Below are 25,606 nucleotides of genomic sequence, written 5' to 3'. Positions count from 1 at the left end.
TCAAACGGCTCGCAAGGTTGCCCCCCGATCCTCCGCCTCACGGGGTCAAACTTGCACGCCGAAACACAGTTCAGGCCATCTAGGGAAGCGAGCGATGTGGACCCCAGCCACTCGCTGGCAGCATAGTCGCGCGGGGCTTCGATACGAAACGGATTTGACGGATGCGGAGTGGCGGCTGGTCGTGCCGCTGTTGCCGGCCCCGAAACAGACGGGACGTCCCCTGTCCTGGCCTCTGCGCGAGATCGTCAACGCGATCTTCTACGTGATGCGCGGGGGCGTAGCTTGGCGGCTTCTCCCTAGCGACCTTCCACCGAAGAGCACGGCCTATCGCTGGTTTGCAGCCTGGCGAGACAAGGGCGTGTTCGAGGCGCTGAACCACGCACTGCTGATGATCGATCGGGAACGCAGCGGGCGGTCGGCCTCGCCGAGCGCCTGCATCATCGACAGCCAGAGCGTGAAGACCAGCGAGGCGGGAGGACCGCGCGGCTACGACGCCGGCAAGAAGGTCATGGGCCGCAAGCGCCACGCCCTCGTCGACACCGATGGGCGTGGTCTCGTCCTGTTCGCCCATCCTGCCAGCGTGCAGGATCGAGATGGCGCAGTTCCGTTGCTCGCAGCCTCGCGGAGGCAGTTCCCGTTCATCGAAAAAGTCTTTGCCGACGCAGGCTATCAGGGACCGCGTGTCGCGACCGCAACACGCATCGCCGTCGAGATCGTCCGCCGCAAGCCTGATCAGATCGGCTTTGCCGTCCAGCCGCGCAGATGGGTCGTCGAGCGCTTCTTCGCCTGGATCAATCGAAATCGGCGCCTCTGGAAGGATGCCGAAGCGACAATCGCATCGGCGACAGCTTTCCTCCATGCGGCGGCCGCAATGGTCCTCATCCGCCGCATCGCGCGAAATTCGTGAATTTCGAGACCGGCTCTCAGGCTATCGCTTGGCGAGCGCAGTTTCCGCATCTTCCAATGCCCCCGCGATCGTTGGATTTTTAGGATCGAGACGAAGTGCTTCCTTCAGGTCGGCGATACCTTTCTCAACCTCGCCAAGACGCACATGCGCGATGCCTCGGTAGCCCCAGGCCAACGCCATCTTCGGATCCAAACCGATGGCGCGATCGAAATCTGCCATTGCAGCGGCAAAGTTGCCCGTCATCGTCTGGGCCATCCCGCGACTGTGCCAGATCACCGCCCGATCGGGCACGAGCTTTCCTGCTTCTCCAAAGCTGTCGATCGCCTGCCCCAGGCGGTCGAGCCGGGCGAGCGCGAGACCGCGATTGTAATGAGCTGTGCCGAGCCCGGGGTCAGCTGCGATCGCCGAATCGTAATCGACAAGAGCGCGCTGGGCATCTCCATTCCTGAAATAGAGCAGGCCGCGATCATTCAGGATTACCGCCAGTGCATGCCCGTTGAAGCGCTTCGACGAAACCAGTCTATCGCAGGCCTCGATCGACCGTGTGCCCCCCAAGGGCTGTCGACAGGTCACCTCATCCGCCGCAGGCGCGGGCTGAGATTGCGCTATCGCACGGTCGCTCCAAGCGGCAAATGTCGTGACGAAAACCGCCAGCGCAATGATGGATAGCTTCGATTCGTCTGACCTTCGTTTAGTTGCGCGCCGCTTGAAGGACATGGATAGCGCGTATAGGCCATAGAGCACCGACACGGATGTCAGGATTTCGCCAAGCGGTTCGCCCCAGTTCCCTTCCGCCGCGGCGCGGGCCCATCGGTTGAGGTTCAACACCCCCAAGCCAATAGCGACTGTAATGAAGAGCAGACGCTGCCTCACTGATCCTCCCTCGCTCTTCGCCAAGCGCACTACCGTTGCGCCGGCGAACTTAATTCGAATCCACAACGGCTGTCATAGCCTTCATCCTGCCCGTTGAGCAAAATTCATGACTTTCGAGACGGACTCTTAGTTTGGTGATGTAAGAACACAGAAATCGTTTAGCGTGGCACTGTTCAAGTAGCAATCCCCACGTTCGGCCACCGTCCTCTTCCCCGTCGACACGCCATTTATCTCGAACGAAGTGCCGGATTGTACAAGGACCGTTTTGCTGCCGGACGGCCAGACGAAATGGGTGATCGTTGATGCTCGCCCTCTCACCTTTGCGTCGCCGACGTGGATAACAAGACAGGGCTCGTTGTCAGTAATTTGACTGCCTTTAATGACAAAGCAGCGAGCCGCCCCCGATTGAACCGCGACAACGGCTTGGCCCGTGCGAAGGTCTTCAAGTTTCGTGGCCGGATTGAAGACCGATATCGCCTTGAGAGAGGAACTTCTGTCAGCGAAATTCGAGTGGTCGCAATCACCCTGTCCGAGTCTCGCATCGGAGTACTCATCGATACCGCAGCCGAAGATCGTGCCTTTCTTCCTCGATATAACGCAGCTTTCCATCGCATACCCGGAGGCCAGACCTTCAACTTGGTAGACCGCCTGTCTCGTTTCTTTCGAAAGCGACTGCGAGCGTCTCTTGCCGTTCGGTCCGTCGCTAACATTGGAATACGTTATGTCTCCCTTTGTCAGGCCATTCTGCCACTGCAGAGAATTCTCGCAGGCATAAAATGCCTGCTCTTCCGACAGGAGAGATGGCTCGGATGAACCGAATACCTCGATGTCCCATCGTCCCACCTTGTCCACGGTGTCGATCATGAACATGTCGTTTCCGACGTGTTGCAGCATCCGCTGTACAAGATCGGACTTCATCATGGGCTGGCTGCTCCATGGCGATTTGGAGTTTGCGACGGCGATTAGATCAAGGGCCGATGAGAACGCCGCATCGTAAGCGATTTGCATGGCGCTGCTGTCGATCGACTCCCCTGGTGAAATGCGCAAATAGGGTCGATGGAACCCGAGCTTTCCTCCAACGTGGAGCTTGCGATTGGCAAAAGAGACCTCGGCACCAGTGGCCGTTCCCATCATGAACATGATGGCGCACGCCGAGTAGCATTCCTGACCGTCGTCGATGACCGTTCCGATTCCGTTGTCGTAGAAATACTTGGCAAATTTCACGCCTTCCGAAAGGCTTCCGCCAGAGCTAGCCAGGCAAACGGTATTCCTTCTCGTGGATTCTCCATCATCGCCTGGCAGCAACAGTTTGCCGATGGTTACGAATTTCTCGAAGTCCCCTTGAACGATTTCTCCACCGATGAGCATTACACAGTTCGTCGAATTCGCTTTGCCGATCGTCGCAGCATTCAAGCTTGCGGCAGCGGTCAATGAAACCAGGACTGCCAAAGCGGCCAAAACCAAGCCATGCATAAAGTACCCTCCCCTGCCCGAGGATTTTTCTGGGCATGGCCATCTGTCGTGTCAACAATGGCCCGGACTTAGGCTACCAGGGCTCCGGTCACCTCCCCGAACGCCCGCACCAGGGCGTCCACGTCCGCCTCGCTCGTCGCCGGCGAGACCAGCATCATGTTGTGGAAGGGCGCGATCAGGACGCCGCGGTTCAGCAAGGCGAGGTGCAGCGCCCGCTCCAGCGGCGCAATATGGGTGGCCTCGGCCTCGCTGCCGTTCACCAGCGGCTGCGGGGCGAAGACGATCTCCACCCGCGCCCCGATCCGCGCCACGTGCCAGGGCAGGCCGGCGCGCCGGATCGCCGCGGCGAGGCCGGCATCGAGGGCTTCGGCCAGGCGCTCCATATGGGCATAGGCGCGCTCCGTCATCACCTCGGTCAGCGTCGCGTGCATGGCGGCGAGGGCGAGGGCATTGGCCGAGAGCGTCGTGCCCATGCCGGAATGGCCCGGCGAGGCGGCCCGGGCCGCGTCGAAGCGCCTGGCGACGTCATCGGTGAAGCCCCAGACCGAAGCCGGCACGCCGCCGGCGATCGGCTTGCCGAGCACGAACAGGTCCGGCTCGAGCCCGTGCCGGCCGGTATAGCCGCCGGGTCCGGTGGAGATGGTGTGGGTCTCGTCGATCAGGAGCAGCGTGCCGGTCTCGCGGGTCAGCCGGCGCAGGGCCTGGTGGAAGCCCGGCCGCGGCAGGACCATGGCCGAGTTGGTCATGACCGGCTCGGCGATGACGCACGCGATGTCCTGCCGGCGCAGGGCCCGTTCGAGGGCCGGCACGTCGTTGAACTCGACGACGGCGGTGTTCTGCGTCAGGTCGACGACCTGGCCGAGAATGCCCGGCCGGTGCGCAGGCCGCCCGTCGATCAGCCGCACGAAGGTCTCGTCGACCGAGCCGTGATAGCAGCCGTGGAACACCAGGATCTTCGCCCGCCCGGTGACGGCGCGGGCGACGCGCAGCGCGAAGCGGTTGGCGTCGGTGGCGGTGGTGGCGATCTGCCAGTGCGGCAGGCCGAAGCGCTGGCGGAGCAGGCGGCCGACCTCGGCGGCCTGCGGCGTCGGCAGCATGGTGGTCAGCCCGCGGCTCGCCTGCGCGGCGATGGCGCGGGCGACCGGCTCGGGCGAATGGCCGAACATCGAGCCGGTGTCGCCCAGGCAGAAATCGGCGAGGCGGTGGCCGTCGACGTCGGTGATGCCGGCGCCGCGGGCCTCGGCCACCGCCATCGGGAACGGCGTCGGCCAGTCCCGCATCCAGTGCATCGGCACGCCGTCGTGGAAGCCGTCCGCCAGCCTCTCCGCCAGGGCACGCGAGCGCGGCCGGGCGGCGGCGTAGCGGGCGTATTCCTCGGCGTAGAGGGCGTCCGCGCGGGCGAGGTCGATGCCGGCGAGGCGCTCTGGTGCATCGGTCATGGCGTATGGTCCCGGTGGTTCGCAGCGTCGGCCGCCGCACTCGGCGCGGCGAGACGGCCGAGGGTGTAGCTGGTGTTCTTGCTGCCGCCTGGATTGCGCAGAAGCACGCCCTTTTCGACGAGATCGACGATGTCGCGCTGTGCCGATGCCGGCGAGCACTTCCCGAGGATGGCCCATTTCCGAGCGGTGAGCTTGCCTTCGAAGCCATCGAGGAAACGGTTCAGGATCGATCGCTGGCGATCGTTCATGGAGACCGGCCCGTGGTGACGCCAGAAGTCGGCTTTGCGCAAGACCCCGGACGCATCGGCCTCGGCGCCATCGATCGCGCGCGAGAAGCAGGCCAGGAACCAGGCCAGCCAGGGCGTCACGTCCAGGCCGCCTTTCTGGGTGTGTTCGAGGATGGCATAGTAACCGGCGCGCTCGCGCCAGATCTGGCTCGACATGCTGTAGAAGCGCTGCGGCGAGCTTTCCGACTGGGCCAGTGCCTGGTCGGCGACGGCGCGGGCGACGCGGCCGTTGCCGTCGTCGAAGGGGTGGATGGTCACGAACCACAGATGGGCGAGAGCCGCACGCAGCAGCCCGTCCGTCGCAGGGGGCGCGGCAAACCAGGCCAGGAAGGCGTCCATCTCCGCCGGGATGCGCGGGGCTGGCGGCGCCTCATAGTGGACCTTCTCACGGCCTATGGGACCGGAGACCACCTGCATCGGTCCGTTCGTATCGTCGCGCCAGTCCCCGACCCTGACCTTCGACAGGCCGGAATAGCCGGTGGGAAAGAGAGCGGCTTGCCAGCCGAACAGGCGCTCGGCGGTCAGCGGCCTGTCAAAGCCACCGACGGCATCGAGCATCATGTCGACGACGCTGTCCGTGCGACGGTCCGACGGAGCTACCGCCGCGGCGGGAATGCCCAGCCGTCTGGCGAGCGATGACCGGACACTGTCGTGATCGAGGATTTCGCCCTCGATTTCCGACGTCTTCACGACATCCTCCGTCAGGGCCTGTAGCTGCGCCTCGAGCTGGAGATTGAAACCGAGACCGCGCATGCGGCCGAGCAGGTGTCCCTGCTTCAGCCGCGCCGTCGCCAGCGGCGTCAGCAGAGCCGCATCGTCCCATCGAAAGCCCGGCCAGCCCGCCTGCTGCCAGATATACATATTCGCCTCACGATATGAGGTGAATATTGGATAATTCTCCGCAACCTGCAAGTTCGCCTCACCTTTTGAGGGGAATGGTTCCGCATTCCCCTCATTGGCTCTTGCGGCTCAGACATAGCCGCGGTGCTTCGCCTCGGCCCAGGCCTCGTCCAGGGTCTTGCGGGTGATGCGCACGAGGTCGTCGACCTCCTCGTGGCTGATCACCAGCGGCGGGGCGATGATCATCACGTCGCGCGTGGCGCGCATCACCAGGCCGTTGCGGAAGGAGATGTCGCGGGTGATGGTGCCGACCGTGCCGATCTCGGCCGGCCAGGCGGCCCGCGTCGCCTTGTTGGGGGTGAGCTCCAGCGCCCCGACCAGGCCGACCATGCGGGCCTCGCCGACCATGGGGTGGTCCGCCAGCGCCAGCCACTGCTTCTGCATGTACGGGCCGATGTCGTCCCGCACCCGGTCGACGATCTTTTCGTCGAGCAGGATGCGGATATTGGCGATCGCCGCGGCGCAGGCGGCGGGATGGCCGGAATAGGTGTAGCCGTGGTTGAAGTCGCCGGCATTGGCGATGACCTCGGCAACCTTGTCCGACACCATGACGCCGCCGATCGGCAGGTAGCCCGACGAGATGCCCTTGGCCATGGCCATGATGTCGGGCTCGTAGCCGAAATGCTGGCAGCCGAACCACGCGCCGGTGCGCCCGAAGCCGCAGATCACCTCGTCGGAGATCAGCAGGATGTCGCGCTCGCGGCAGATGCGCTGGATCTCCGGCCAATAGGTGGCGGGCGGGATGACGACACCGCCGGCGCCCTGCACCGGCTCGCCGATGAAGGCGGCGACCTTGTCGGCGCCGATCTCGTCCAAGGTGCGCTCGAGCTCACGCGCCGCCCACAGGCCGAAGGCCTCCGGGCTCTGGTCGCCGCCCTCGCCGTACCAGTAGGGCTGGGCGATATGGACGATGCCGGGGATCGGCAGGCCGCCCTGGGCGTGCATCGGCTTCATGCCGCCGAGCGAGGCCCCGCCCATGGTCGAGCCGTGATAGCCGTTGTGGCGCGCGACGATGATCTTCTTCTCCGGCTTGTCCAGCGCTGCCCAATAGTGGCGGACCATGCGGATGATGGTGTCGTTGGATTCGGAGCCCGAGCCGGTGAAGAACACCCGGTTGAAGCCGGGCGGCGTCACCTCGGCGAGCAGGCGCGCGAGCTCGATCGCCGGCAGATGGGTCGTCTTGAAGAAGGTGTTGTAATAGGGCAGCTCGCGCATCTGGCGGGCGACGGCGTCGATGATCTCCTCGCGGCCGTAGCCGACATTGACGTTCCACAGCCCCGACATGCCGTCGATGATCGTGTTGCCCTCCGAATCCCAGAGGTGCACGCCCTTGGATTTGACGATGACGCGCGCGCCCTCGGCGTTGAGGCCCTTGGTGTCGGTGAAGGGGTGCAGGTGGTGCGCGGCATCGATGGCGCGGAGCTCGGCGGTCGTCAGGTTGGTCTGATGCAAGGTCATGATCCGGCGCTTTCGGGGAAATGTGATCCAATTTTGTGATCACAAAATCCGGAAGTCAAGAGCGACGGCTGGCGCGAGGCTTGCTTCATCCGCCGCGGGCATGGCTGAATCCGGGGCTCGCGCGCGGATCCGCCGCGCCCGATCGATCGTTCGAGTCCGCGGAAGTCCGCCCGGACGGCCCGCGCCACCCCGATGAGCATGCCCATGGTCCCCGCTTCCTTCGACATCGCCAGCCTGCACGCCGCCTATCGCGCCGGCCTCGATCCGGTCCGCGTCGTCGAGGCGGCGTTCGCGCGCATCGCGGCGGCGGACGATCCCGGCATCTTCATCAGCCTGGCGGAGAAGAGTTCAGCGCTGGCGGCAGCCGCGGCGCTCGGCCCGTTCGACCCCGCGGCAAAGCCGCTCTGGGGCATCCCTTTTGCGGTGAAGGACAATATCGACGTGGCGGGCCTGCCGACCACGGCCGCCTGCCCGGCCTATCTCTACCAGCCCGCCGAGAGCGCGGCGGCGGTGCAGCGCCTGGTCGAGGCCGGGGCCATCCCGATCGGCAAGACCAATCTCGACCAGTTCGCCACCGGCCTCGTCGGCGTGCGCACGCCCTATCCCGTGCCGCGCAACCCGTTCGACGCCGGCATCATCCCGGGCGGCTCGAGCTCGGGCTCGGCGGTCGCCGTGGCGCGCGGCCTGGTCTCCTTCGCGCTCGGCACCGACACCGCCGGCTCGGGCCGGGTGCCGGCCGGCCTCAACAACCTGGTCGGGCTGAAGCCGAGCCTCGGCACCGTGCCGGTGCACGGCGTGGTGCCGGCCTGCAAGTCGCTGGATTGCGTCTCGGTGTTCGCGCTGACGGTCGCCGATGCCTGGGTCGCCTATGCCGTCATGGCCGGGGCCGATCCGCGCGATCCCTGGTCGAAGCCGGCGCCGGCCGGCGCGCCCGGCGCCGTGCCGCCGGGGCTGCGCATCGGCGTGCCCGATGCGGCGGGCCGGCGCTTCGACGGCGACGGCTTGTCCGAGCGCGCCTTCGACGGGCTGGTCGCGGGCGATCTCGCCGCGTTCGGCGGGCGGGTCCGCACCGTCGACCTCACGCCGCTCTTCGAGGTGGCGAACCTGCTCTATGGCGGCGCCTGGGTGGCCGAGCGCTACCAGGCGATCCGCGGCTTCTTCGAAGCTTCGCCCGAGGCGCTGCATCCCGTCACCCGGCACATCATCGGCGGCGCCACGGCGCTCTCGGCCGCCGACGCCTTCGCCGGGCTCTACCGCCTGCGCGAGCTGGCCGCGGCGAGCGAGGCGCTCTGGCGCGATATCGACGTGCTGGTCGTGCCGACCCTGCCGCGGCCCTATCGCCTCGCCGAGCTGGAGGCCGATCCGATCGGCCCGAACACGCAGCTCGGCGTGTATACAAATTTCGTCAACCTGCTCAATCTGTGTGCATTGGCCGTTCCCGGCCGGTTCCGCGAGGACGGCTTCCCCGCCGGCGTGACCTTGATCGCGCCGGCCGGGAAGGACGCGCTGCTCGCCTCGATCGGGGCGCGGCTGCAGGCGGCGTCGGGCACGCCGCTCGGCGCCACCGGCCTGCCGCAGCCCCCGCTCCCGGACCGGCCCGCGGCGGCGCTGCCCGGCGAGGTCGAGATCGTGGTGGTCGGCGCCCACCTCTCCGGCATGGCGCTGAACCATGAGCTGACCGCGCCGGGCGGCCGCTTCCTGCGCCAGGCCCGCACCGCGGCGTCCTATCGCCTCTATGCCCTCGCCGGCGCGCCGCCGCGCCGGCCGGGCCTGGTGCGCTGCGGGGCGGGGGAGGGCCACGCCATCGCGGTGGAGGTCTGGGCCCTGCCGGCCGAGGGCTTCGGGCGCTTCGTCGCGGCCGTGCCCGCGCCGCTCGCCATCGGCACGGTGCTGCTGGAGGATGGGGCGGCCGCCAAGGGCTTCCTGTGCGAGACGGCGGCGACCGCGGGGGCCGAGGACATCTCGGCCCATGGCGGCTGGCGGGCCTTCGTCGAGACGCGGGCCGCCTGATGGGCAAGCTCACCAAGGCGCAGGCCATCCACCAGGCGATCGCCGACGACATCGTGCATGGCCGCCTGCCGCCGGGAGCGCCCCTGGACGAGACGTCGATCGCCGAGGCCTTCGGCGTCTCGCGCACGCCGATCCGCGAGGCGCTGCGCCATCTCGAGGCGATCGGCCTGGTCGAGGCGCGAGCCCGCCGCAGCGCGGTGGTGGCCAGCGTCGGCGACGAGCAGCTCGACGACATGTTCGCGGTCATGGCGGAGCTGGAGGCGCTGTGCGCGCGCTGGTCGGCCCTGACCATGACGGCCGGGGAGCGCCGCGGGCTGGAGGCGATCCAGGAGGCCAGCGGCCGGCTGGTCGTGGCCGGCGACCGCGAAGCCTATATCGAGGCCAACAACCAGTTCCACGAGGCGATCTATCGCGGCGCCCATAACGGCTTCCTGCAGGACCTCACCTTGTCGGTGCGCCAGCGCCTGGCCCCCTTCCGGCGGGCCCAGTTCGAGACGCTCGGGCGCCTGGCCGTGTCGCATCGCGAGCACGGACGGGTGACCACGGCGATCCTGCGCGGCGACGCGGAGAGCGCCGCCCGCGAAATGCGCACCCATCTCGCCGTGGTGCGCAACCGCGTCGACGAGGTCACGCATATGGGCCAGCGCGAGCTGACCTAGCCGCGCTGCCGCAGCGGTGGTGCCGCGATCGAGGCTAGAAATTAGGCGCATGAAGCTATCTTGCATACAATTCGGCCAGCCTCTGACGCCGTACGCCGCGCGCGGCCGGATGACTGTCCTCCAATCAAATCATTGATAGTGCTTCAAGTTTCGTGATTGGCGACGATGGGCGTCATCGCGGCCGCAGCTGGCACGCGGCTTGCGTTTCCGTGATCGACGCGCCTCGCCACCCTCGCCCGATCGCGGCGCCCGCGCCAATATTGCCTCGTTCATGAGCAAGGTCAGACAGGGGGAAGTTTCGCGATGATCAGCAACGGTTTATCCCGCCGGCGCTTCCTGCAGGGCACGGCCGCGGGCCTGGCGCTCGGCGCTCTGCCGCTCGGGGCGCGGGCCGCCGCCGACCTGACGGTCGGCGTGGTCTATGTCGGCGCGCGCGACGATTTCGGCTGGAACCAGGCGCATGCGGTGGCGATCGCGGCCCTGAAGGCCGTGCCCGGGGTCAAGGTGGTCGAGGAGGAGAACGTGGCGGAGACGGACGCCGTCTCCAAGTCGATGGAATCGATGATCAACCTCGACGGCGCCAGCCTGATCCTCGCGACCTCCTTCGGCTATTACCAGCCCTTCGTCGTCGACCTCGCCCGCAAATATCCCGACGTCACCTTCCGCCACGCCGCGCCGCTGTGGGACAAGGACAAGGACCCGAAGAACGCCGGCTCCTATTTCGCCTTCCTGGACCAGGCGCACTATATCGACGGCGTCGCGGCCGGCGCCGCCTCCAAGTCCGGCAAGCTCGGCTTCGTCGCCGCCAAGCCGATCGGCGTGGTGCTGCGCAACATCAACTCCTTCCTGGTCGGGGCGCGCAGCGTCAATCCGGCCGCCACCGTGCAGGTGATCTTCACCGGCGACTGGTCGCTGCCGGTGCGCGAGGCCGAGGCCACCAACGCGCTGGTCGATGCGGGCTGCGACCTCATCACCTGCCATGTCGACGGGCCCAAGGTGGTGATCCAGACGGCGGAGGGGCGAGGCGTCAAGACCTGCGGCCATAACGCCTCGCAGGCCCCGCTCGCCCCCAAGGGCTTCGTCACCGGCGCCGAGTACAAGTGGGAGACGATCTACAAGGACTTCGCCGCCAAGCTCGCCAAGGGCGAGAGCCTGCCGAACATCACCTTCGGCGGCTACGACCTCGACATGGTGCAGAACACGCCCTTCGGCGCCGGCGCCGACGAGAAGACCATCAAGGCCGCCACCGACGCCATCGCCGCGCTGAAGGCCAAGGCGCCGATCTTCAAGGGCCCGGTCAAGGACAACAAGGGCAATGTCGTGCTGCCCGACGCCGCCTACGACAACATGGCGCCGGTGCTGAACGGCATGACCTACCTCATCGACGGGGTGATCGGCTCGACGACGTGAGCCGTCCGGCCGATCCCGATCCGTGCTGCCGTTGAAGGGGTCTCCGCCGCCCTCGACCGAGGCGGAGCGAGCCAGCGCCATGACCGACCTAGCCGGACGTCCCGCCTCCCTCGCCTTCCCGCTGCGGGCCGACATGCTGCCGCGCCTGCGCGCCGGGGCCGAATATATCGCGATTCCCCTGATCGCCCTCGCCGCATCGCTGCTCCTGTTCTCGGCCTTCCTGCTGGCGGTGGGCAAATCGCCGCTGACCTTCGTCGAGCTGGTCTGGACCGGCGGCTACGGCACGGCCTTCTCCTGGCGCAACACGCTGCAGCGTGCCTCGCCGCTGATCTTCACGGCGCTGGCGGTCGCCATTCCGGCCCGGCTCGGCCTGACCATGATCGGCGGGGAGGGAGCGCTGGTGCTGTCGGGCTTTGCCGCGGCGGCCATCGCCGTGCCCTTCGTCGGCAGCGGGGTCTCCGCCGTCCTGGTCATGCCGCTGATGGCGCTGACTGCGATGGTGGTCGGCGGGCTCTGGGTCGGGCTTGCGGGCTACCTGCGCTATGCCCGCGGCGTCAACGAGACGATCGCCTCGCTGCTGCTCTCCTACATCGCCATCGCCATCATGAACTTCTTCGTCGAAGGGGCGATGCGCGACCCCGGCTCGCCGAACAAGGCCTCCACCCTGCCGATCGGCCAGGGCTACATGGTCGGGCCGATGCCCGGGATCGGCGTGCATTGGGGCCTGGCCTTCGGCGTGGTCGCGGCGATCGTGCTCTACATCCTGATGGCGCGCACCACCTTCGGCTTTGCCGCGCGCGTCACCGGCGGCAATGTCCGGGCGGCGCTGGCCCAAGGCCTGCCGGTGGGCAAGCTGATCCTGGTCTGCGCCATGATCGCGGGTGCCTGCGCCGGCCTTGCCGGCTATTTCGAGGTGGCGGCGATCCAGGGCCGGGCCAATGCCTCGCTGGCGGCGGGCTATGGCTTCACCGGCATCCTCGTCGCCTTCCTCGCCCGCCACAATCCGATCGCCATCGTGCCGGTGGCGATCCTGTTCGGCGGGCTCTCGGCGGCGGGCGGCCTGATCCAGCGCCGCATGGGCATGCCGGACGCCACCGTGCTGGTGCTGCAGGGCTTCATCTTCGTGGTGCTGCTGGCGTCCGAGACGCTCTACGGCCGCTTCAAGATCTTCCGGCAGGGGTGAGGCCATGAACGACGCCCTCGTCACCGTCCTCATCGCCATGATCGGCGGCGCCATCCGCGTCTCGACGCCTTTCGTGTTCGTCGCGCTCGGCGAATGCCTCACCGAGAAATCCGGCCGCATCAATCTCGGCCTGGAGGGCACGCTGGTGCTCGGCGCCATGGTCGGCTACGCCGCCTGCTACGAGAGCGGCTCGCCCTGGCTCGGCGTGCTGGCGGCGGGGCTGGCCGGCACGGTGCTCGGCGCCATGCACGGCTATCTCTGCAAGCTGCCGAAGGTCAACGACATCGCCATCGGCATCGCCATGATGCTGTTCGGCACCGGCTTCGCCTTCTTCTTCGGCAAGGCCTATATCCAGCCGCAGGCGCCGCACCTGCCCTCCATCCCGCTCGGCGGCTGGACCGGCAATCCGCAGCTCCGGGAAGCGCTCCAGGTCAACCCGCTGTTCTTCGTCGGGCTCGCCGCCGCTGTCGGGCTGTGGTGGGCGTTCCGCAACACCCGCTGGGGGCTGGTCGTCCGCATGACCGGCGACAGCGCCGCCGCGGCGCGGGCGATGGGCGTTTCGGTCGACCAGGTGCGCTTCCTGGCGACGGCGGCGGGCGGCTTCCTCGCCGGCATCGGCGGCTCCTTCCTGTCGCTCTCCTATCCCGGCTCCTGGAACGAGGGCCTGTCCTCCGGCCAGGGGCTGATGGCGGTGGCGCTGGTGATCTTCGCGCGCTGGGATCCGGTGCGCTGCTTCCTCGCCGCCATGCTGTTCGGCGCCGCCGGGGCGCTCGGGCCCTCGCTGCAATCGGTCGGCATCACCCAGGGCTACTACCTCTTCAACGCCGCGCCCTACATCCTGACGCTGCTGATCATGATCGGCTCGTCCAATTCCAGCCAGGCGCTGCGCGCGGCGCCGGGCGAACTCTCGATCACCAAATAGGAGGGCGGGATGGACACACTCGACGAGCGGATCGCGCAGGCCCTGGTGCCGGGCGGCCGCACGATCGCCGCCGATCCCTATCCCTGGCCGTTCGACGGCGACCTCAGGCCCGGCAACACCGCCCTGATCGTCATCGACATGCAGGTCGATTTCTGCGCGCCCGGCGGCTATGTCGATGTCATGGGCTACGACATCGCGCTCACCCGCGCGCCGATCGAGCCGATCCGCCGCGTGCTCGACGCCTGCCGCGCCGGCGGCTTCAGCATCATCCATACGCGCGAGGGACATCGCCCGGACCTCAGCGATTTGCCGGCAAACAAGCGCTGGCGCTCGCAGCGGATCGGCGCCGGCATCGGCGACCAGGGGCCCTGCGGGCGCATCCTGGTGCGGGGCGAGCCGGGCTGGGAGATCATCCCGGAGCTGCAGCCCGTGGCCGGCGAGGTGATCATCGACAAGCCCGGCAAGGGCTCGTTCGTCGCGACCGACCTCGACATGGTGCTGCGCATGCGCGGCATCCGCAACATCGTGCTCACCGGCGTCACCACCGACGTGTGCGTCCACACCACCATGCGCGACGCCAACGACCTCGGCTACGAGTGCCTGCTGCTCGCCGACTGCTGCGCCGCCACCAGGCTGGAGAACCACCTGGCGGCCCTCGACATGATCAAGATGCAGGGCGGCGTGTTCGGCGCGGTGGCGACGGCGGCCGATTTCATCGGGGGCCTGGCATGAGTGCGGCAGTCGCCTTCGCGCGAGGGGTGGTCGGCGTCAGCTCCTGCCGCACCGCCAACCCCACCCGCAACCGTCATGGCCGGGCTTGTCCCGGCCATCCACGCGAACGCAACGTCAGGCACAGTATGCCGCGACGACTGCCGATGCCCTTTCATGCATCACCCGTGATCGCGTGGATGGGCGGATCAAGTCCGCCCATGACGGCGGAGATGTCGCGGGCGGTTTGCAGCCGTATAATCGCCGCCGCTCCCTGCCCGGTCATGCCTGACGCCAGCGGTCGCGTCCGTTCGCAAGGAGCCCTGCCATGAGCGCGCTCGAAGCCGCCGCGCCCCGGCGGGCGCTGTCGCTCGCCACGGTCGGGATGACCAAGGTGTTCGGGTCGTTCACCGCCCTCGACGACGTCTCGATCGAGGTGCCGGCCGGCCAGTTCCATGTGCTGCTCGGCGAGAACGGAGCCGGCAAATCGACCCTGGTCAAGTGCATCATGGGCTTCTACCAGCCCGACAAGGGCTCGCTGATCGTCGACGGCCGGCCGGTGACGGTCCGCAACCCCAAGGAGGCCCAGGCGCTGGGCATCGGCATGGTCTACCAGCATTTCACGCTGGTGCCCTCGCTGACCGGGGCGGAGAACCTGGTGATCAGTCGGGCCGACGCGCCTGCCGTCATCGACTGGAGACGGGAAAAGGCGAGCCTCGCCCGCTTCATGGCGGGCATGCCGTTCCAGGTGCCGCTGGACCGGCCGGTCTCCACGCTCTCGGCCGGCGAGAAGCAGAAGCTGGAGATCGTCAAGCTGCTGTATCTCGACCAGCGCTTCCTGATCCTCGACGAGCCGACCTCGGTGCTGACGCCCGGCGAGGCGGACGAGATGCTCGGCCTGCTCAGGGGCATGGCCTCGCGCGGCGAGATCACCGTCCTGATGATCAGCCACAAGTTCCGGGAGGTGATGACCTATGCCGATGCGGTGACGGTGCTCCGGCGCGGCGCCCGCACCGGCGGCGGCATGGTTGCCGACCTCAATCCGGACCTGATGGCGAAGATGATGATCGGCGACACCAAGATCCGCGAGAGCGCCGCGCGCGTCGCCCATCCCGGCGAGCCCACCGTGCTGGAGCTCGCCGGCATCTTCGCCGACGACGACAAGGGCCTGCCGGCGGTCAACGGCGTCAGCCTCAAGGTGCATGCCGGCGAGATTGTCGGCATTGCCGGCGTCTCGGGCAACGGCCAGTCGGCGCTGGTCGAGGTGCTGGCCGGCCAGCGGCCGATGAAGGACGGCCGCGTCTTCATCCACGACAAGCCGTTCGAGCCGGTGCGCCGCGACTTCGACCGCTTCAAGGTGTTCGGCCTGCCGGAGGAGCCGCTCAAGAATGCCACGGTGCCGCGCATGTCGGTGGCCGAGAACATGGCGTTCCGCGCCTTCGACAAGCCGCCGATGGCCTCGTTCGGCTGGTGGTTCTCGCCGGCGCCGATGCGGGCGAAGGCGGTCGAGCTGATCGAGCGCTACAAGGTCAAGACCGTCTCGCCCGACAGCCCGATCGAGACGCTCTCGGGCGGCAACGTGCAGCGCGCCGTGCTGGCGCGCGAGCTCTCCGGCGATGTCGACGTGCTGATCGTTGCCAATCCCTGCTTCGGCCTCGACTTCGCGTCGGTGGCCGAGATCCGCGGCCAGATCATGGACCAGCGCAACCGCGGCGCGGCCGTGCTGCTGGTCTCCGAGGACCTCGACGAGATCCTGGAATTGGCCGACCGGGTGGCCGTCATGTCGGAGGGGCGGATCGCCTATGTCGCGGCGGTCGGCGAGACCGACCGCACCACCATCGGCCGGCACATGGCGGGGCATTGAGATGCAGCACTCGGACATTGCGGTCGCCGTGCCGGCCCGGCCCTACCCCTATGCGCTCGTGCCGGACCGGACCGCGCTGGTCGTCATCGACATGCAGCGCGACTTCATCGAGCCCGGCGGCTTCGGCGATGCGCTCGGCAACGACGTGACCCGCCTCACGGCGATCGTCCCGGCGGTGGCCCGCCTCCTCGCCTTCGCCCGGGGGCGGGGCTGGCCGGTGATCCACACCCGCGAGAGCCACCGGCCGGACCTGTCGGATTGCCCGCCGGCCAAGCGGCTGCGCGGCAACGCGGCCCTGCGCATCGGCGACGAGGGGCCGATGGGCCGCATCCTGGTGCAGGGCGAGCCGGGCAACGCCATCGTCGAGGCCTGCATGCCGCTGCCGGGCGAGATCGTGCTCGACAAGCCGGGCAAGGGCATGTTCTGGAACACGGCGGTCCACGACATCCTTGCCGGCCTCGGCGTCAGCCATCTCGTCTTCGCCGGCGTCACCACCGAGGTGTGCGTCCAGACCTCGATGCGCGAGGCGAACGACCGCGGCTTCGAATGCCTGCTGATCGAGGACGCGACCGAGAGCTATTTCCCGCAGTTCAAGGCCGCGGCGATCGAGATGATCACGGCGCAGGGCGGCATCGTCGGCTGGGCGACGCCGCTGGCGACCCTGACGGAGGCCTGCGCATGAGCCGCGACGAGGACCTCTTCGCGCAGTTCGATCCGGAGGCGGTGATCGACGCCATGGGGCCGCTGCTGGGCCTCACGATCACCGACGAATATCGGCGCGGCGTCATCCTCAACCTGGCGCTGACGGCGCAGTTCGCGGCGCTGGTCATGGCCTTTCCGCTCGGCGACCATGCCGAGCCGGCAGCGGTGTTCACGGCATGAGCGCCACGGACATGACGGCCTCCGAGATCGCGGCCGCGGTCGCCGCCGGCTCGCTCCGCGCCGTCGATGCGGTCGGGGCCGCGCTCGACCGCATCGCCGCCCATGACGAGGATGTCGGCGCCTTCACCGATGTCCTCGCCGAGCGCGCGCTGGCCAGGGCCTCGGCGGTCGACGCGGCACGGATGGCCGGCAAGCCGCTCGGCCCGCTCGCCGGCGTGCCCTTCGCGGTGAAGAACCTGTTCGATCTTCAGGGCATCCCCACCCTCGCCGGCTCCAGGATCAACCGCGACGACCCGCCCGCGGCCCGCGACGCGGCCCTGGTCGAGCGGCTGGAGGCGGCGGGCGCCGTCTGCCTCGGCGGCCTCAACATGGGCGAATACGCCTATGACTTCACCGGCGAGAACCTCCATGACGGGCCGTCCTGCAACCCGCACGACCTCGGCCACATGTCGGGCGGCTCGTCGGGCGGATCGGGCAGCGCGGTCGCCGCCGGCTTCGTGCCGCTGTCGCTGGGCTCGGACACCAACGGCTCGATCCGCGTGCCCGCCTCGCTCTGCGGCCTGTTCGGCTTGAAGCCGACCTTCGGCCGCCTCAGCCGGGCCCGCAGCTTCCCCTTCGTCGCCAGCCTCGACCATCTCGGGCCGCTGGCCCGCTCCGTCGCCGACCTGGCGCTCGCCTATGACGTCATGCAGGGTCCGGATCCGGACGACCCCCATTGCGCAGGCCGGCCGGCCGAGCCGGTCCTGCCGCGCCTGGCCGAGGGCGCCGAGGGCCTTACCATCGCCATCGCCGGCGGCTATTTCGCCGAGCACGGCGAGCCGGAGGCCTTCGCGGCGGTGGCGCGCTGTGCCGCGGCCCTGGGCGCCGACCGGGTCGTCGAGCTTCCCGAGGCGCATCGGGCCCGGGCCGCGGCCTTCCTGATCACCACCACCGAGGGCGCCGCGCTGCATCTGGAGCGCCTGCGCCGCCGGCCCGGCGACTTCGATCCGGCGGTGCGTGACCGCCTCATCGCCGGTGCCATGATCCCGGCGAGCTTCGTCGCCCAGGCGCACAAGTTCCGCCGCTGGTTCCAGGGCGCGGTGGCCGAGCTGTTCGAGACGGTCGACATCGTGCTCGCCCCGGCCACGCCCTGCCGCGCGCCGAAGCTCGGCCAGGCGGTGATGAGCGTCGGCGGCGAGATGCTGCCGGTGCGCGCCAATCTCGGCCTCTACACCCAGCCGATCTCGTTCATCGGCCTGCCGGTCGCCGCGGTGCCGGTCTGGACGGCGGGCGAGCGCCTGCCGATCGGCGTGCAGGTGATCGGCCCTGCCTGGCGCGAGGACCTCGTGCTGCGCGTGGCGGGCGCGCTCGAAGCGATGGGTATCGCGGCGGCGCCGGTGGCGCGGCTTTGACGGGCGGAATCGCCGGCGACTAAAGTACCTCGATGAGATTCGGGGATCGCGATGCGCCGGCTGCTCTGGGTCGTTCTGACGCTGGCCTGCGGCGCGGCGTCCGCGCAGACGCTGCGGGATGATTTCGACGCCGCCGTGCTCGATCCGCGGAAATGGTCGACGGCGCAGGTGCTGCCGGGCCAGATCGACTTCGTCAAACCCGGCCGCTGCGGCGCTGCCGCCGTCGAGGTGACGGTCCGCGACGGCGATGGCGGCCTCGACTGCGCGGACGATTGCCAGCGTGCCGAGCTCAGGCTCGACAGGGCGGCCTGGCCGATCTTCGGCGACGAGGTCTGGTACGCCTTCAGCTTCCGCATCGAGGCCGAGGTCCCCTCGACCGGCAGCGCCCGTACGGTCATCGGCCAGTGGAAGGCGCCGGGCGACAACAGCCCGTTCCTGGCGCAGCGCTTCGACAACGGCGTGTTCCACATCACCGTGCAGGACGGCGAGGCCCGCCGCGTCGTCGCCCAGGCCGAGGGCGATCCCGATCGGATGCTGCTGGCCCAGCAGGCGCTGTCCGGGCTCGATTCGCACGATCCGCGGACGGTCGCGGCGGTCCAGTCGCTGCAGGCGCTGCATCGGCTGAGGCGCGACCAGCCGGACCTTTCGGCCAGGTTCTTCTCGGGGCAGCTCCTGGATTCGCTGCAGGGCGGGGCGCCCCAGGCTCCGGACACGAAGCGGCTGTCGGACACGCTCGGCCTGCAGAACAGCGCCCTGGTGCCGCTGTTCGGCGACCTCTCCTTCGTGGCCGAGCCGGAGAGATATCTCGGCAAGGCCGAGATCGAGGTCACGCCGGAGGCCGACCGCCGGCTGCCGGATCCGCGCAAGGGCTGGGTCGACATGGTCTACCGCATCAGGCCCGGCCGGCTCGACAACGAGGTCGGGCCGAAGCGGCAGGGCGAGATCGACATCTGGGCGAACGGGCAGAAGATCGTGTCGGTGCGCGGCAATATCGGCGCTCGGCTGACGGCCGAGCGGCCGCCGGAGCTGGTCGGGCCCTATTTCAAGTTCGGCCTCTACCGGGCCCGGATCCCGGGCGCCTTCCGCTTCCAGTTCGACGAGTTCGCCGAGGCGCCGACGCGCGAGGGGCTGGGGCCGCTGTGCCCACGGCCGTGAGAGGTCCGTTCGCGAAGAGTGCTGTGGAAACGCCGCGCACGCCCTCTCCCGACTCCAGGCTGCGGATTGTCAGCACGAACCGATTGACGAACGCCGGCGAAACCGCCGATACGGTCCACGACCGGGGTGCAGTGGCGAAGTGGGAACGCTGCGGTCTGCAAAACCGCCACGAACCGGTTCGATTCCGGTCTGCACCTCCAGCCCTTCACGCTCCCTGCCCGATCGGCTCCCGCCCGGCGAAATGGTCCACCGGCCCATGGCCGCGGCCGACCCGCATCGTCCGGCCGGCGGCGATGGCGCGGGTGAGATAGGCCTTGGCCTCGCCGACGGCTTCCACCAGCGCCAGGCCCCGCGCCAGCCCGGCGGCGATGGCCGAGGACAGGGTGCAGCCGGTGCCGTGCAGGTTCGGGCTGTCGATCCGCGCCGCGGCGAAGCGGTCGATGCCGGTGGCCGTGACCAGGATGTCGACGGCCTCCGGCCGGTCGGCATGGCCGCCCTTCATCAGCACCGCCTTGGGGCCGAGGGCGAGCAGGCGCCGGCCCTGGTCGGCCATCGCCGCTTCGTCCGCCGCCATATCCGCGCCGAGCAGGGTCGCGGCCTCGGCGAGGTTGGGCGTCAGGCAGGCGGCGAGCGGCAGGAGATGGGCGCGCAGCGCCGCCACCGCCGCATCCGAGATCAGGCGATCGCCCGAGGTGGCGATCATCACGGGGTCGAGCACGACCGGCGCCGGGCAGCGGGCCAGCGCCGCCGCGATGATCCGCACCGTCGCCGGCCGCGACACCATGCCGACCTTGACGGCGCCGACGGCAAGGTCGTCGAGCACGGCGGCGATCTGGGCGGCGACCATGCCGGCGGGGACGTCGTGGACGCCGCGGACGCCGAGCGTGTTCTGCGCCGTGATGGCGGTGATAACGCTGGCGCCGTAGACGCCGAGCGCCGCGAAGGTCTTGAGGTCGGCCTGGATGCCGGCGCCGCCGCCGGAATCCGAGCCGGCGATGGTGAGGGCGATCGGCGTCGTCGAGCGGCTCACGGCCCGGCCTGCTCGACGGTCGCGACCCAGGCCCGGGTGCGTGCCTCGGGGTCGGCATGGCCGGTGACGTCGCTGACCACCGAGACGCAGTCGGCGCCGGCCGCGAGGCACAGCGGCCCGCGCTCGAGGGTGATGCCGCCGATGGCGACGAGCGGCCGCCGGCCGACGAGGCGGCGCCATTCGCCGATGCGCTCCAGCCCCTGCGGGCCGAAGCGCATGACCTTCAGCGTGGTCGGATAGATCGGGCCAAGCGCGACATAGTCCGGATCTGTCCCAAGCGCCCGGTCGAGCTCGGCATGGTCGTGGGTCGAGACGCCGAGCCGGATGCCGCGGGCGCGGATCGCCGCAACGTCGGCGCCGTCGAGGTCCTCCTGGCCGAGATGCACGAAATCCGCGCCGGCCTCGATGGCGGCGCGCCAATGGTCGTTGACCACGAGCTGCGCGCCGGCCGCCGCCGCGGCGGCCAGGGCCGCGCGCACCTCGGCGAGGATGGCGGCCTCGTCGCGATCCTTGATGCGCAGCTGGATCAGCCTGGCGCCGGCCGGGGCCAGGCGCGCGACCCAGGCGGCGCTGTCGACGATGGGGTAGAACCGGGCGATGCTCATCCCAAGAGAGCCTTTCCGATCACGGGGGTGGAGGGGGCCGCCATGTCGCGCTGCGGCATCGGCCCGGCCAGGAAGGCGGCCCGGCCGGCCTCGATCGCCCGGGCGAAGGCCCGCGCCATGGCAGCGGGATCGCCGGCCTTGGCCACGGCCGTGTTGAGCAGCACGGCATCGTAGCCGAGCTCCATCGCCGCCGCGGCGTGCGAGGGCAGGCCGATGCCGGCGTCGATCACCAGCGGCACGTCGGGGAAATGAGCGCGCAGGCTTCTCAGGCCATAGAGATTGTTGAGGCCGCGGCCGCTGCCGATCGGCGCGCCCCAGGGCATCAGCACCCGGCAGCCCGCCTCCATCAGCCGCTCGGCCACGACCAGGTCCTCGGTGGTGTAGGGGAACACCTCGAAGCCGTCGGCGGCGAGAATGCCCGCGGCCTCGACCAGGCCGAAGACGTCGGGTTGCAGCGTGTCGGCCTCGCCGATCACCTCCAGCTTGATCCAGGGCGTGCCGAACACCTCGCGTGCCATATGCGCCGTGGTCACCGCCTCCTTGACCGAGTGGCAGCCGGCGGTGTTGGGCAGGATGCGCGCCCCGAGGCCGCGCACCAGGCCCCAGAAGTCCTGGCCCGTGCGCGCCGCGGCGTTCTCCCGGCGCAGCGACACCGTGACGATGCCGGCCTCGGCGGCCCGCACGGCGTCGGCGAGGATGGCGGGCGAGGGGTATTGCGCCGTGCCCAGCATCAGGCGCGAGGCGAGCGTGATGCCGTAGAGCTCAAGATCGTCGGTCATCTCAGCCTCCCTGCATCGGCGCGAGGATCTCGACCGCGTCGCCCTCGGCGAGGCGGGTCTGCGGGCGTTCGGCCGCGCGCACGAAGCGCCCGTTCACGGCCGTCGCCACCACGGCCCCGCCGAGATCGAGGGCCTCGAGCAGGGCGTCGAGCGTGGCGGCGGCAAGCTCACGCGCCTGCCCGTTGACGATGATGGTCATGGTCGTTTCCGAGGCCGGCGAGGGCGTCCGCAGCCTGCCGCGCCAGGGCGGGCGACAGGAGGAAGCCGTGGCGGAACAGGCCGTTGAGGTGGGTGGTGCGGCCGCGCCGGACGAGGCGCGGCAGGTTGTCGGGGAAGGCGGGGCGGACATCGGCGCCGATCTCGACGATCTCCGCCTCGCCGAAGGCGGGGTGCAGGGCATAGGCGGCGCCGAGCAGCTCCATGACCGAGCGCACGGTGGCCGGCCCGCGATGGTCGCTCTCGATCATGGTGGCGCCGATCATGAACAGGCCGTCCGCCCGCGGCACGACATAGAGCGGCAGGCGCGGATGCAGCAGCCGCACCGGCCGCGACAGGGCGATGTCGCGGCTGCGCACCAGCACCATCTCGCCGCGCACGCCGCGCAGCTCCGGCAGGGCGTCGCGCCCCGCCAGGCCCCGGCAGTCCAGCACGGCGTCGGCGGCCGGCGGGGTCTGCCGCGCGTCGACGCCGAAGCGGACCGGCACGCCGAGGCCGGCCAGCCGCTCCGCCAGCGCGGCGAGGGCGGCACGCGGGTCGAGATGCGCCTCGTCGGCGAAGAGCAGCCCGCTGCGGAAGCGGCCGGCGAGGTCGGGCTCGAGCGCGGCGATGCCGGCCTCGTCCAGCGTCTCGTGGTGCCCGGTGCGGCGGGCGAAACGCTGGAGCTCGGCCGCGTCCCGGGCCGGCGCCACCACCAGCGTGCCGCGCCGGACGGTGCCCGCGAAGTGCCGCGGCCACCAGGCGAGGGCTTCCCGCCCGAGCGTCACCACCGCCTCCTCGGCGCTCTCGCGCTCGCACCAGGGCGCCAGCATGCCGCCGGCGAACCAGGAGCAGGCGCCCGCGCCGAGATGGGGCGCGCGCTCCAGCACCTCGACGGCGAGGCCCCGCTCGGCCAGCTCCACGGCCGCGACCAGGCCTGCGACGCCGGCGCCGACGACGGCGACACGCACCGGCCTCACTCCGCGGCGGGGACGTAGAGCGCGCCGCCGCCCTCCCGGAACTCGCGCGCCTTCTCGGCCATGCCGGCCAGAGCCTCCGCTTCCAGCGCCTTCGCTTCCTTGCGCAGCTCCTGGGTGATCTGCATCGAGCAGAACTTGGGCCCGCACATCGAGCAGAAATGCGCCACCTTGTGCACGTCCTTGGGCAGGGTCGCGTCGTGGAAGGCGCGGGCCGTGTCGGGATCGAGCGACAGGTTGAACTGGTCTTCCCAGCGGAAGTCGAAGCGGGCGCGCGACAGCGCGTCGTCGCGCAGCTTCGCCGCGGGATGACCCTTGGCGAGGTCGGCGGCATGGGCGGCGATCTTGTAGGTGATGACGCCGGTCTTGACGTCGTCGCGATCGGGCAGGCCGAGATGCTCCTTGGGCGTGACGTAGCAGAGCATGGCCGTGCCGAACCAGCCGATCATCGCCGCGCCGATCCCCGAGGTGATGTGGTCGTAGCCCGGCGCGATATCCGTCGTCAGCGGGCCGAGCGTGTAGAACGGCGCCTCGCCGCAGGTGGCGAGCTGCTTGTCCATGTTGTGCTTGATCTTGTGCATGGGCACGTGGCCCGGGCCCTCGATCATCACCTGGCAGCCCTTGTCCCAGGCGATGCGGGTGAGCTCGCCCAGCGTCTCCAGCTCGGCGAACTGGGCCGCGTCGTTGGCGTCGGCGATCGAGCCGGGGCGCAGCCCGTCGCCGAGCGAGAAGGAGACGTCGTAGCGGCGCATGATGTCGCAGATGTCGGCGAAGCGCTCGTAGAGGAAGCTCTCCCTGTGATGGGCGAGGCACCAGCGCGCCATGATCGAGCCGCCGCGCGAGACGATGCCGGTGACGCGGCTGGCGGTCAGCGGCACATGGGCGAGCCGCACGCCGGCATGGATGGTGAAATAGTCGACGCCCTGCTCGGCCTGCTCGATCAGCGTGTCCTTGAAGACGTCCCAGTCGAGCTTGACGGGATCGCCGCCGACCTTCTCCAGCGCCTGGTAGATCGGCACCGTGCCGATCGGCACCGGCGAATTGCGCAGGATCCAGGAGCGGATGTTGTGGATGTTGCGCCCGGTGGAGAGGTCCATCACCGTGTCGGCACCCCAGCGGATGGCCCAGACCAGCTTCTCCACCTCTTCGGCCACACCGGAGGACAGGGCCGAATTGCCGATATTGGCGTTGACCTTGACCAGGAAATTCCGGCCGATCGCCACCGGCTCCAGCTCGGGATGGTTGATGTTGGCCGGGATGATCGCCCGGCCGCGGGCGATCTCGTCGCGGACGAACTCGGGCGTGACGAAGTCCGGGATCGCGGCGCCGAAGCTCTCGCCGTCGGCCTGCCGCTCCCGCGCTCCGGCCAGCGCGGCCTCGCGCCCGAGATTCTCGCGATGGGCGACGTAGACCATCTCCTCGGTGATCAGCCCGGCGCGGGCGAACTCGTACTGGGTGACGCGCTGGCCGGGCTGGCCGGCCTGCAGGGTGCGGCGGGCCGGGCAGGGGGCGACGAGATGGTCGGCCCCGACATGGCCGTTGTCCTCCGGCCGCACGGCGCGGCCGGCCACCTCCGCGAAGCCGCGGGCGGCGATCCAGGCCTGCCGGACCAGGGGCAGGCCCTGCCTGAGGTCGATCGAGGCATCGCCGTCGGTGTAGGGCCCGGAGGAATCGTAGACGCGGACCGGGCTCTCGCCGGGGTCCGACAGCGCGATCTCGCGGAGCGGCACCCGCATGGCGGGATGCGAGGCCGGGGCGGCGTAGACCTTGCGCGAGCCGGCGATCGGGCCGGTCGTGACGGTGTCCGGCGTGGATTTCAGCGATTTCTTCGGCAGGCGCGTATGCGTGTTCATGGATCTCCTCCTCAAGGCCAAGGAGATCCGGGTGTGACGATGTTGGGGATGGGCACTTGCCCGACAGGCTGAGCGCCCCGATTCCCGTCCCTCCGCCGGCATGACCCGGATCAGGTTCAAGGGTTCGGCTCTCGCCATCTCAGCCCCTCGCGGGGCACCCCTCGGAATACGGGCGGAGCATCGGACTCGCGGGCGGCGTTGTCAATGTGGAGTTTGCCGGCAACATTCGAGCCATGGTTCCGGGGGACGGATCGACCATGGGCGATCGTTCCCATCTGGCTTCACGCGGAGAGCCCGGCACTCCAATGCCGAATTTCCACCGTTTCGCCTTCCGCAAGATTCTGACTTTCCAATTCAGGATCGTCCGTCACCTGAATGTCGGTGATCTTGCCGTTGCTCGATATGATGGCGATCGCCAATCGATCACTCGTCAGTTCATCCACGAAGCTCTCTATGGCTGCAGCCTCGCTATCGCCGTATGCGCCCAGCAGGAGGTCGCCATGCGTGTGCCAGGGAAACCCCTCGAAACCGATGATCGTATCGCCGTCGTCTTCGCGAAGGACGCTGAGACGCAGGCGGCCGTCAGGACTCACATAGATGCTCTCGTTCATGGCGTCGCTCTCAAGTCGCTGGCCAATATATATAT

General features: G+C 69.2%; 24 protein-coding genes, 1 tRNA gene and 1 riboswitch. Of the genes, 13 read left to right on the top strand and 12 right to left on the bottom strand.

What is annotated here, in order from left to right:
- The first annotated feature begins 94 nt into the window (after positions 1-94).
- Positions 95-907: an IS5 family transposase gene (locus QO011_RS03675; RefSeq protein ID WP_307267825.1), complete on the top strand. Its 813-nt coding sequence runs from the start codon at positions 95-97 to the stop codon at positions 905-907.
- Positions 908-928: 21 nt separating this feature from the next.
- Here QO011_RS03675 and QO011_RS03670 read toward each other — a convergent pair whose 3' ends face one another.
- The 5 genes from QO011_RS03670 to QO011_RS03650 form a co-directional block, all read right to left on the bottom strand.
- Positions 929-1,780 carry a tetratricopeptide repeat protein gene (locus tag QO011_RS03670; protein WP_307267820.1) on the bottom strand — a complete coding sequence of 284 codons (852 nt, stop codon included), beginning with the start codon at positions 1,778-1,780 and terminating at the stop codon, positions 929-931.
- Between the two features lie 126 nt (positions 1,781-1,906).
- A complete protein-coding gene (locus tag QO011_RS03665) occupies positions 1,907-3,253 on the bottom strand; it encodes a hypothetical protein (RefSeq protein ID WP_307267817.1) in 1,347 nt (448 codons plus the stop codon).
- 68 nt (positions 3,254-3,321) lie between these two features.
- Positions 3,322-4,692 (bottom strand): aspartate aminotransferase family protein, encoded by a 1,371-nt coding sequence (locus QO011_RS03660; RefSeq protein ID WP_307267815.1) that lies wholly within the window; start codon positions 4,690-4,692, stop codon positions 3,322-3,324.
- Positions 4,689-5,840, bottom strand: coding sequence for a Fic family protein (locus QO011_RS03655; RefSeq protein WP_307267810.1), 1,152 nt, complete (start codon positions 5,838-5,840; stop codon positions 4,689-4,691). Before QO011_RS03655 ends, QO011_RS03660 begins: the two co-directional genes overlap by 4 nt.
- A gap of 108 nt (positions 5,841-5,948) precedes the next feature.
- Positions 5,949-7,337: an aspartate aminotransferase family protein gene (locus QO011_RS03650; protein WP_307267808.1), complete on the bottom strand. Its 1,389-nt coding sequence runs from the start codon at positions 7,335-7,337 to the stop codon at positions 5,949-5,951.
- A gap of 198 nt (positions 7,338-7,535) precedes the next feature.
- Between QO011_RS03650 and atzF the strand changes: the two genes are divergently transcribed.
- The 12 genes from atzF (at position 7,536) to QO011_RS03590 (ending at position 19,721) form a co-directional block, all read left to right on the top strand.
- Positions 7,536-9,347: an allophanate hydrolase gene (gene atzF, locus QO011_RS03645; protein ID WP_307267805.1), complete on the top strand. Its 1,812-nt coding sequence runs from the start codon at positions 7,536-7,538 to the stop codon at positions 9,345-9,347.
- Positions 9,347-10,006: a GntR family transcriptional regulator gene (locus tag QO011_RS03640; protein WP_307267803.1), complete on the top strand. Its 660-nt coding sequence runs from the start codon at positions 9,347-9,349 to the stop codon at positions 10,004-10,006. Before atzF ends, QO011_RS03640 begins: the two co-directional genes overlap by 1 nt.
- Before the next feature lie 303 nt (positions 10,007-10,309).
- Positions 10,310-11,416 (top strand): BMP family ABC transporter substrate-binding protein, encoded by a 1,107-nt coding sequence (locus QO011_RS03635; protein WP_307267801.1) that lies wholly within the window; start codon positions 10,310-10,312, stop codon positions 11,414-11,416.
- Positions 11,417-11,495: 79 nt separating this feature from the next.
- Positions 11,496-12,599 (top strand): ABC transporter permease, encoded by a 1,104-nt coding sequence (locus tag QO011_RS03630; protein ID WP_370881893.1) that lies wholly within the window; start codon positions 11,496-11,498, stop codon positions 12,597-12,599.
- A 4-nt stretch (positions 12,600-12,603) separates the two neighbouring features.
- Positions 12,604-13,521 (top strand): ABC transporter permease, encoded by a 918-nt coding sequence (locus QO011_RS03625; RefSeq protein WP_307267798.1) that lies wholly within the window; start codon positions 12,604-12,606, stop codon positions 13,519-13,521.
- 9 nt (positions 13,522-13,530) lie between these two features.
- Positions 13,531-14,253 carry a biuret amidohydrolase gene (gene biuH / locus QO011_RS03620; protein WP_307267795.1) on the top strand — a complete coding sequence of 241 codons (723 nt, stop codon included), beginning with the start codon at positions 13,531-13,533 and terminating at the stop codon, positions 14,251-14,253.
- A 304-nt stretch (positions 14,254-14,557) separates the two neighbouring features.
- Positions 14,558-16,093 (top strand): ABC transporter ATP-binding protein, encoded by a 1,536-nt coding sequence (locus QO011_RS03615; RefSeq protein ID WP_307267792.1) that lies wholly within the window; start codon positions 14,558-14,560, stop codon positions 16,091-16,093.
- A gap of 1 nt (position 16,094) precedes the next feature.
- The gene (locus QO011_RS03610; RefSeq protein WP_307267789.1) at positions 16,095-16,775 is read left to right on the top strand and encodes a cysteine hydrolase family protein; all 681 of its coding nucleotides are present in this window, start codon (positions 16,095-16,097) and stop codon (positions 16,773-16,775) included.
- On the top strand, positions 16,772-16,975 hold the full coding sequence (locus tag QO011_RS03605; protein WP_307267786.1) for a DUF4089 domain-containing protein: 204 nt from the start codon (positions 16,772-16,774) through the stop codon (positions 16,973-16,975). Before QO011_RS03610 ends, QO011_RS03605 begins: the two co-directional genes overlap by 4 nt.
- Entirely contained in the window at positions 16,972-18,366 is a 1,395-nt protein-coding gene (locus tag QO011_RS03600; RefSeq protein ID WP_307267783.1) for an AtzE family amidohydrolase, read from the top strand. Before QO011_RS03605 ends, QO011_RS03600 begins: the two co-directional genes overlap by 4 nt.
- Before the next feature lie 51 nt (positions 18,367-18,417).
- Positions 18,418-19,521, top strand: a complete 1,104-nt coding sequence (locus QO011_RS03595; RefSeq protein WP_307267780.1) for a heparin lyase I family protein — start codon at positions 18,418-18,420, stop codon at positions 19,519-19,521.
- 125 nt (positions 19,522-19,646) lie between these two features.
- Positions 19,647-19,721: transfer RNA gene (locus QO011_RS03590), tRNA-Cys, on the top strand.
- A 5-nt stretch (positions 19,722-19,726) separates the two neighbouring features.
- Here the strand turns inward: QO011_RS03590 and thiD are convergent.
- From thiD to QO011_RS03555, 7 genes are all read right to left on the bottom strand, one after another.
- Positions 19,727-20,551, bottom strand: coding sequence for a bifunctional hydroxymethylpyrimidine kinase/phosphomethylpyrimidine kinase (thiD, locus tag QO011_RS03585; RefSeq protein ID WP_307267777.1), 825 nt, complete (start codon positions 20,549-20,551; stop codon positions 19,727-19,729).
- Positions 20,548-21,156 carry a thiamine phosphate synthase gene (locus tag QO011_RS03580; protein WP_307267775.1) on the bottom strand — a complete coding sequence of 203 codons (609 nt, stop codon included), beginning with the start codon at positions 21,154-21,156 and terminating at the stop codon, positions 20,548-20,550. The genes thiD and QO011_RS03580 overlap by 4 nt, the downstream gene beginning before the upstream one ends.
- The gene (locus QO011_RS03575) at positions 21,153-21,935 is read right to left on the bottom strand and encodes a thiazole synthase (protein WP_307267772.1); all 783 of its coding nucleotides are present in this window, start codon (positions 21,933-21,935) and stop codon (positions 21,153-21,155) included. Before QO011_RS03575 ends, QO011_RS03580 begins: the two co-directional genes overlap by 4 nt.
- Position 21,936: 1 nt before the next feature.
- Positions 21,937-22,134, bottom strand: coding sequence for a sulfur carrier protein ThiS (gene thiS, locus QO011_RS03570; protein WP_307267769.1), 198 nt, complete (start codon positions 22,132-22,134; stop codon positions 21,937-21,939).
- Positions 22,103-23,101 carry a glycine oxidase ThiO gene (gene thiO, locus QO011_RS03565; RefSeq protein ID WP_307267767.1) on the bottom strand — a complete coding sequence of 333 codons (999 nt, stop codon included), beginning with the start codon at positions 23,099-23,101 and terminating at the stop codon, positions 22,103-22,105. Before thiO ends, thiS begins: the two co-directional genes overlap by 32 nt.
- A 5-nt stretch (positions 23,102-23,106) precedes the next feature.
- Complete coding sequence (gene thiC / locus QO011_RS03560) at positions 23,107-24,960, bottom strand: phosphomethylpyrimidine synthase ThiC (RefSeq protein ID WP_307267764.1); 1,854 nt, start codon at positions 24,958-24,960, stop codon at positions 23,107-23,109.
- Positions 24,961-25,030: 70 nt separating this feature from the next.
- A riboswitch (TPP riboswitch) is annotated at positions 25,031-25,132 on the bottom strand.
- Between the two features lie 109 nt (positions 25,133-25,241).
- Entirely contained in the window at positions 25,242-25,571 is a 330-nt protein-coding gene (locus QO011_RS03555; protein WP_307267762.1) for a hypothetical protein, read from the bottom strand.
- Positions 25,572-25,606 lie beyond the last annotated feature (35 nt).

Origin of the sequence: Labrys wisconsinensis, from assembly GCF_030814995.1 — a bacterium.
Taxonomy (GTDB): domain Bacteria; phylum Pseudomonadota; class Alphaproteobacteria; order Rhizobiales; family Labraceae; genus Labrys; species Labrys wisconsinensis.
This window is presented reverse-complemented; position numbering and strand designations above follow the sequence as displayed.